Annotated in this window: 3 protein-coding genes; 1 reads left to right on the top strand and 2 read right to left on the bottom strand. The window is 73.6% G+C overall.

The features are described from left to right. Window positions 1-2,034: 2,034 nt before the first annotated feature. Complete coding sequence (locus tag ACKOQ4_RS08675) at window positions 2,035-6,993, bottom strand: reverse transcriptase family protein (RefSeq protein ID WP_526290853.1); 4,959 nt, start codon at window positions 6,991-6,993, stop codon at window positions 2,035-2,037. Next, window positions 6,994-7,710, bottom strand: coding sequence for a hypothetical protein (locus ACKOQ4_RS08670; RefSeq protein ID WP_526290851.1), 717 nt, complete (start codon window positions 7,708-7,710; stop codon window positions 6,994-6,996). It lies immediately after the preceding gene. Between the two features lie 7 nt (window positions 7,711-7,717). Between ACKOQ4_RS08670 and ACKOQ4_RS08665 the strand changes: the two genes are divergently transcribed. Further along, window positions 7,718-8,008 (top strand): hypothetical protein (locus ACKOQ4_RS08665; RefSeq protein ID WP_526290849.1); only part of this gene is annotated, 291 nt, incomplete at its 3' end.

The following is an 8,008-nucleotide window of genomic DNA, read 5'->3' as shown; positions in this document are numbered from 1 at the left end:
CTTTTTTGGGTTAGGGGAGAGGTGGTCGAGGCAGGCGCGATCGAATCCGGGCCGTCCGCAGACCCCGAGGTTGCCCAGCGCCAGCTTAATGGCTGCCGGCGTGGTCAGTGCCTGGACCGCGACGGCCGCGGCGCAGATAGCAAAAAAAACTCGACCATCGTTTCTCGATTCTACTTCTCGCTCTCGACCTCTCCCGACCCCGTAACCCCCGTCCGCGGCCCGGCCGCGGGCGGGGGGTGGGGGCCGCGACCCCCTCGCACGCTAAATACGTCATGATCGGCTTTTATTAGCTGATCGCGTGGGCGCGGGGCAGCAGGTCGCGGCCTGTAGCCCGGGACGGGCCGCAGCGGTTAGCTGCGATCCGTTTCTGGGAGCCCCGCGTCCAGGGCCCGCCCTGGTCCCACGTATTGGCGCTCCTTGTCGGCTACAAGCGACTACACGCGCGGCAGTGTGCGGCGCGCGGCTTCACACGGGCTGCGGCGCGGCGGCGCGCGGCGAGCGGCGCCCGGCGCCCGGCGCGCGGCAGTGGCCCAGCGCGGGGCTGCGGAGCGCGGGGGCGCGCGGCAAGCGGCGCCTTGCGCGCGGTAGCGGCCCAGCGCGGGGCTGCGGAGCGCGGCGGCGCACGGCGAGCGGCGCCCGGCGCGCGGCAGCGGCCTGGCGCGAGCGGCCGCGCCTTGCACTCCCCGCGGCGTGTGGCGCGTGGCTGGCGACCACCGCTGTGGCCTTCTCCGTTGCACGCTGGTGCGCGTACAGGAGTGACAGCAGCCGAGCCACAGGTTAATGCATGCCCGCATCTCTGGTGGCGGCTTGAGCTCGCGCGCGCGTACCGGCGGCATCAGAGCGTCTCGGTTGGACGACGGCGGCGGCATCTCCCAGGGTCGAGACTGCAGTGGGGGCTGCAGTGATGGGCTTGCGGCGTTGCTGTTGCGCCCTCGGATCTGAAACCCTTGGGCTGCTGTGCAGGCCTCGGGGTCTGCGGACGGCCCGGATTCGATCGCGCCTGCCTCGACCACCTCTCCCCTAACCCAAAAAAGTATGAATTCACCTCTCGACCCTCGCCAATGCTGCGGCAACAGGCCTCCTGTTGTCCCCGGCATCTCGTCCTCGTCCTCGAGCACACGTGGGGGGTCTCAGGTCCCTGGGGGATGGCACCCTGCCATCTCTGAGCTCTGCTCCACGCCTGTTGCCACTGCTGTGGGCGACCCCCGCGGTGGCCTTCTCCGTTGCACGCTGGTGCGCGTACAGGAGCGACAGCAGCCGAGCCACAGGTTAATGCCCGCATCTGTGGTGGCGGCTTGAGCTCGCGCGCGCGTACCGGCGGCATCAGAGCGTCTCGGTTGGACGACGGCGGCGGCATCTCCCGGGCTCGACACTGCAGTGGGGGCTGCAGTGATGGGCTTGCGCGTTGCTCTTGCGCCCTCGGATCTGAAACCCTAAGGTTGTGCGGACCTCCGGTCTGCGGACGGCCCGGATTCAATCGCGCCTGCCTCGACCACCTCTCCCCTAACCCCCCCCAAAAAAACATGAATTCACCTCTCGATCCTCGCCAATGCTGCGGCGGCAGGCCCCCTGTTGTCCCCGGCATCTCGTCCTCGTCCTCGAGCACTCGTGGGGGGTCTCAGGTCCCTGGGGGATGGCACCCTGCCATCTCTGAGCTATGCTCCACGCCTGTTGCCACTGCTGTGGGCGACCCCCGCAGCCGCGAGGCTGCTTGCAGGGTTTGCAGCCCTCGCGATACCCGCGACTCGCTCCCTCTCTAGGTTGCATAGAAACCCTGTGTAACCGAATTCTAACGAAAAAAAAAAGAGACGCAGACGGCGGGCCCGACTCCCCCTGCGCATGACGCCGCACCCGCACCGGGCCCGTTCGGACCTCTCCGGCGCGGGGGGCTCTTGGCGCCACCGGCCAACCACCCGAAGGCAGCCGCCGGCGCCGCCCCCGCAAACGATCGGGGCCTGCGCAAAGGGGCCGGAGCCGGCCAAATGAAGGCGAAGGGCGAGAAGCAGAGAACGCGCAACGCAACAGCGAAAAGATCTAGACCAACGCCCCTGAGGGCGCCTCCAGGCGAAACTCCAAGGCCGGTGCACGGCCGCGACGATGGCTGACATATGCGACGACCCCGCCACCGCACCACGCGAGTTCAAACTCGACGACGGCGGCCGCTCCCGCGGCCGCGGCGGCGCGGCGGCGGGGGAACAGGCGCGAGCTGACACCGTCCAGGCTGCGCACGTCCGATGTCGCGCGCTGCCACTCCGCGCCTACAACGGCACGAAGATCCTCCACGCACGCCGCCGCCACATCGGCCGGGGCAAACTGAGTGCCCCGCGCCGCGCGGCGGCAGCGCAGCGTCCACGCTGCCGACAGCACGGCGATCCGCAAGGCGTGCCACAGGTGCACATGGTGCTTGTCCCGCGGCTGCCACGCGCCCGAGTCCCCCTGTAGCCACACTGCTGGCGTCAGGGGAGGCCCGGTGCCGCCCTCGACTCGCGCCCACACACCTGCGGCCCATCGGATCGCAGGCCGCACCGCCGGGCAGTCGAGGAGGGCATGGAGCAGCGTCTCGAGCGCGCCCGCCGGGCGCGCGGCCGCGTCCGCAGAGGGGCCAGGGCGGCACGCCGCGTTTCCGCAGCACGCCGCGGCGGCGATGTCGTCGGCGTCCGGCGGCCAGAAGGGGACCCTGGCGGCATTGCACGGTAAAGCTGCGTGCAGTAGTGCCCAGGCGAAGGCGCGGTGGTGGCGTCGGCGGGCCCGCCCCAAGGCCCTCCGCCATGCCGCGCGCCACTCCGGCCCGCCTGCCCCCGTTTGCGATAGGGGGTCCAAGTTGTCGTCCCCTCCAGCCGCCGTCGGCGTCTGACCCGCCGCCGCCCCCTGCCTCTGCGCCGCGCGCACGGCCGGCGCCTCCCGAGGAGGCGATGGCTGCATCCACGGCTGCCGGTACAGCGCTCCGAGCTCCTCGTCGGTCGGCGGCGGCCGCCGCGCGCCGCGGCCCTGCCGGGCCGTGGTTCGCGCCGCTGCCGCCACCTTCGCGTCGTACACTGCCTGCTGACGGCTGGCCAAGTCCTGGAGAGCGCCGGGGTCGGCGGCGCCGGGGACGGCGCCCCGACCCCAGATGGCTGGGCGCACCGCCTGTGTGGGGGAGTAGATCGCGGAGAGAAGGCCGAGAGCCCGAAGGCGGATGAGTCGAAGTGTCGCCTGACGGACGGTGAGGAGCGTGAGGGGCGTGGAGCCGTGGCCCCATAAGGTGAGGTCGTGCCCCGTGCGCCGCCACGGCCCCTCGAGGTAGAGGTCCCGCGGGGTGGGTTGGGGGGCGGCCGCCGTCGCCGCCGCCGGCCCGGCGGCGTCGCCCCTCAGCGGCGGCAGTGGCGCCCGGGCTCCCGGGGTACGCCCCTTGGCGAGCTGGCCCTCGACGACGCAGGCGTCTTCCCAACCCGCCACGGCATCAGCCGGGGCGACGGCGTTGGCCGCGGGGTCCACCAGCCGGCCGTCGTCCTCAACGACGAAGTGCCGCGGCGGTCCGCCCGCCGGCGGCGAGTGCCGTACCCAGTTGCCGTTGGCGCTGACAGACCACGCCGAGGGCTGCCCGCCCGCCACGGTCAGCGCGGCGCTCCACTCGTCGGGCATGGCGGCGGGGAAGTCGCCGCCCGCGCCGGGCTGCAAGTCACGAAGGCGGGCTGCGCCGCCCCACTCCCGGCGTGCGGCCGCCCAGGGCACAGGCCCGGGTACGCCGCCGCCGTGTCGCGTGCCGACACGGCGGTTGCCGGCGAGGGGTTCCACGGCGACCTGTTGTGGGGACATGCGCTGGGGGGGAAGGAGGCGGTGGGGGCGCGTCGCGCGGAGCGCCGCCCAGTAGGCGACGAGCCGCGGCGCCAGCCCCTGGGCCCCAACCGGGCGGACGCCGGACAGCATGACGGAGACGCCGAGGCCGGGGTAGGCGCGCTCGAACTGAGCCCGGGCGAGGGCCTTCCACGGCCTCCGCTGCGGGTGGAGTAGCCTTGCCGCCGTCCGCGCCCGTAGAGCCGTTGCCTGCAGAGCGACGTCGGGTGCGCCGAGGCCCCCCTCCGCCGGTGGCAGTGCGGTGACGGCCGCCGACGGGTGATGCCGGAGGGGCCGGTCGTCCGGCGTGCCGTCCACCGCGGTGTTGAGCACGTAGCCGTCGATGAGCGACTGAAGGGCCTCGAGCTGTTGGGACGGTGGGTCGACGAAGGTAGCCAGATGAGTGATGACCGATGACATGAGTTGCTTGGCGACGTAGGACCGCCCCTGTATGGTGAGGGGGACGGTCCTCCAATGGCGGGTGCGCATTGCCACCGCAGCCACGAGCTTCTGCCACGCGGCCTTGGCGGCCTCACGCACGTCGCCCTTGGTGAGGAGGATGCCGAGATGACGCAAGGTAGCCGTGGAGTCGATGAACTCGATGCCAGTAGACGGGTCGACGCCGGAGATGACGGGGTGCGCGCCGAGGGTGACGCCCTTGCACTTGGGGATGTTGAGCACTGCCCCAGACGCGCCGCCAAACGGTAGCACGGCGCGGTCCAGGGCGGTCTTGGCGGCGGCGGCGGTTGCGGTGTGGATGGTGATGTCGTCGGCGTGCTGATGACTCGCGGGGGCCGCGGTGCCGTCTGGTAGCCGGACGGCGTCGATGGCCCCGGCGTCCTGAAGCTGCCGGAGCGCCGCGGCTAAGGGCTGCGCCGCGACGACGTAGAGCAGCGGCGACAAAGGGCTGCCCTGCGCCGCGCCGGACCGCACCGCGAAACGGCGGGACAGCGCGCCGGCGACGGCGACGGACGCCGTCGTGCCCGCCAAGAGCAGGAGGACCCAACGGCGTGCCCGCTCCCCGAAGCCCATGCGTTCCATGCATGCGAGGAGCCACCCCCGGCACACCTTGTCGTAGGCCTTCTCGAAGTCGAGGAAGAGGATGCACGCGGAGTCGGGGGACTTGACGTAGTCGAAGGTCTCGAGGTGGCAAAGGACGTTGTCTCCGATCCAGCGGCCGGGGACGAACGCGGTCTGGGTGTCATCGATGACGTGTCCGAGAACACGGGAGAGGCGAAGGGTGATTGCCTTGGCGGCGATCTTGTAGTCGGTGTTGAGCAGGGTGATGGGCCGGTAGCTGCCGACGGCGTCCTCAGGCAGGGGTGCTGACGGTTTGCCCTTGTAGACCAGGGTGATGAGCCCCTCGGTGAAGTCGGCGGCGTAGGCGGGGCTGTCGCCGTCGGCGATGTAGGCTTCGTTGACAGCGGCGGTGTAGTCGTCGGCGATGTCGTCCCAGAGCACGGCGTAGAACTCGTAGGGCAGGCCGTCGAGACCGGGCGACTTGCCCGGTTGTGTGGACTTGAGGGCGGCCAGCAGCTCCTCCCTCGTAAGCCGGCCGTCGGTGGAGGGCCCGTCCGCTTGGCCTGCTTGGTCGGTAGTCATCCGTCGGTCGATGTAGTCCAGCATCGTTGAGCGATGAACGGCGTCGATGTCGGGCGGCCGGAACAGGCCGCCTGGATGATCGGAGTCGAAGAAGTCGGCGGCGAGGTCGGCGGCGCGGCGCGCTGCCGCGGGCGAGTCGGCGACGACGCGCTCCCCCGACGACGGGTCGACGACGGCGGTCATGTGACGGAGGGCGGCGCGGCGCTCGCCGAGGCGGTGGAACCACGCCGTCGGCGATTCGCCGTACTCGTGCCAGGCTGCCTCTGCCCTGTCCGCCTGAACCGCCGCTCTGCCAGCGGCGAAGGCGCGGAGCTCCTCGGCCGCGGCGCGCACGCGGCGCGCGGCCTCCCCCGCATCGGCTTGGGCCGCCGCGGGGGCGCCGTGCTGAGCCGCTCGCGCGGCCACGGCCGCGTGGGCGTCGGTGGCGGCCCGGACGCGGGCGGCGAGGCTGCGCCGCTTGGCGTCCGCCGCCCGCCGCCGGCGGGCGGCGTGGATGCGGGCGGCGGCTGCGACGCGGCGCTTGAAGGCAAGCCACCTGGCCATGGCGCCCCTGCCCCCGACGCCCGTGGCCGCCCTCCCCGCGCCCCGAAGCTCCCACCTCGCGGCCTCTCTGACGGCGTCGAGGAAGGCGTCGTCGTCCAGAAGCTCGAGTGGGAGCCTCCACCGCGGCGCGCCGCCGGTCGCCGCGGCAGCCCTGCCGCTGCCAAGGTCGAGGGACAGGTCGACGCCGCAGTGGTCCCCGGGGAGGTCCCCGGGGGGAAGGTGCTGGCAGGCAACCAGCCGCCGAGTACTGATGAGGGTGTCGGACACGTAGGTTCGATCGAGGCGCCGGGCTGAACCGGTGGAGGAGAAGAAGGTGTAGGCGGCGTCGGCGGGGCTCCGGTGTGCGGGACCTTGTCCCGCCGCCGCCCAAACGCGGGCCTCGAGCCCGGCGTCGGCCAAGCCGGCGCCGGCGAGGAGCCCGCGGAGGGCCGCGGCGGACCCGGCCGAGGCCTCCGCCACCGCTGACGCTGTCGAGCTGTCCGTCGGGTCGAGTATGCAGTTGAAGTCTCCGGCAACGACAACATTGGCGTTCGCTGGCCCCGCGTCCAGCGCGCGGGCGAGTGGCCCGTCCGCCGCAAAGAAGGCACGGCGGGCCGCCTCATCGTTTGGGGCGTAGACGGCTACCACCGACCAGGGCTCGCCCGTCGGACCGTCGTGCCAGCCTACGCGGAGGAGGCGGCCGCCGTCGGTGCCGGTGCTGTCGCCGTCGGAGAACTGGACGGAGGCGTCTTCGATGCCGCAGAGCTGGTTGCCGAGGAGGATGGCCACTCCCCGGCTGCCCCGCCGGCCGTGGGCCCAGAAGGCCCGGCCAGGCAGTGGGCGGCCGGCGCCGAGCGCCGCCGCGAGCCAGGCGTCGAGGTCGTCGTCCGCGGCTGTGTGCGTCTCGACGATCACTGCCACGTCCCACTGACCACGCACGATGCCGCTGAACAGCGCGTGCCGTTTTGCCGGCGAGCGCAGTCCGTTGGTGTTGTGCGCGACGACGCTGAGGCGGCGGCGGCCCGGCGGCCGCCGCCCCTGAGGAGGTCCCGCCATTTACTTCCTGGCCAGGGCCTCCGCCCACGAGCGCACGCGCAGCTCACGCTGCGCGAGGCCGGCGGCGGAGTACTGCTCCTCCGGGCGGGGCGGCCCGCGCCGGCGCGCCTCCCGGTCGGGCAGGACGCGCGCGCGGCGCTGCTGCTGCGGCGGTGACGACGACGACGAGCCGGCGGGCGACGGCAGGCGGTAGCCCGTCGGTGAGGGCGAGCGCCGGCGCCCGGCGCCGGCGGCGAGGATGCGGTGGGGCGACGGTGGGGGCGGCGACCGCCGCGCCCCGTCGGCGGCAGCGGCAGCGGCCGCCGCCGCCCGGCGCTCGGCGTTGCGGGCGGCCCGGCCCACGACGGTGACCCAGGTGCCGCCGCCGTCAGCGGGGGCCCCCGCGCCGTCGCCGTTGACCGCGGCAGCCGCACCCGCGCCGCTGTCCGCCTCCTGCGACCGAGTGGAGGCCGAGGGGGAGGACGGCCGCGAAGGGGGTGCCGAGTCGGCGGAGTCGGCGAAGGACTGGAGGGCGTGGACGGGCTCCGTGTTATCGTCGGAGCTGACGCCGTCGCAACCCACGCCGCTCCCCGCGCGGCGCGGCGGCGCCGCCTGGCCGAGGTCCTGCGCCATCTCCGCTGCCGCGAGCTCCGCGCTGACCGAGGTGAGGTCCCCGGCGTCGCGGAGCCCGCGCGCCGCGGCGCTGGTGTCCGACGGCCGGGCGCCGTCAACGGACATTGGCGCGGTGCCGGCCGACTCCGTGTCCGCGCCCGCCCTGCCGTCCGTCGCCGTGGCCGCCGCAGGCAGCGCCAGCGGTCCGAACGCCGCCGCCGGCGGCGGCGGCGGCGGCGGCGGCGGCGGCGGCGGCGGCGGCGGCGGCGGCAGGAAGAAGAAGGGCGGCAAGCAGAAGAAGAGGGAGCGCGCACGGCTGGCCGAGGCCGCGGCGGCGGAGGCGGCGGCGGCCAAGGCCGCGGCTGCAGCCGCGCGGCCGCGCGATACGCCGATGCCGGACGCTCCGCCGCTGCAGCCGCCGCAG

The organism is Mycobacterium sp. (assembly GCF_046095365.1).
In the GTDB taxonomy this organism is placed as follows: domain Bacteria; phylum Actinomycetota; class Actinomycetes; order Mycobacteriales; family Mycobacteriaceae; genus Mycobacterium.
The sequence above is the reverse complement of the archived record's forward strand: the minus strand, read 5'-3'. Positions and strand labels throughout refer to the sequence as shown.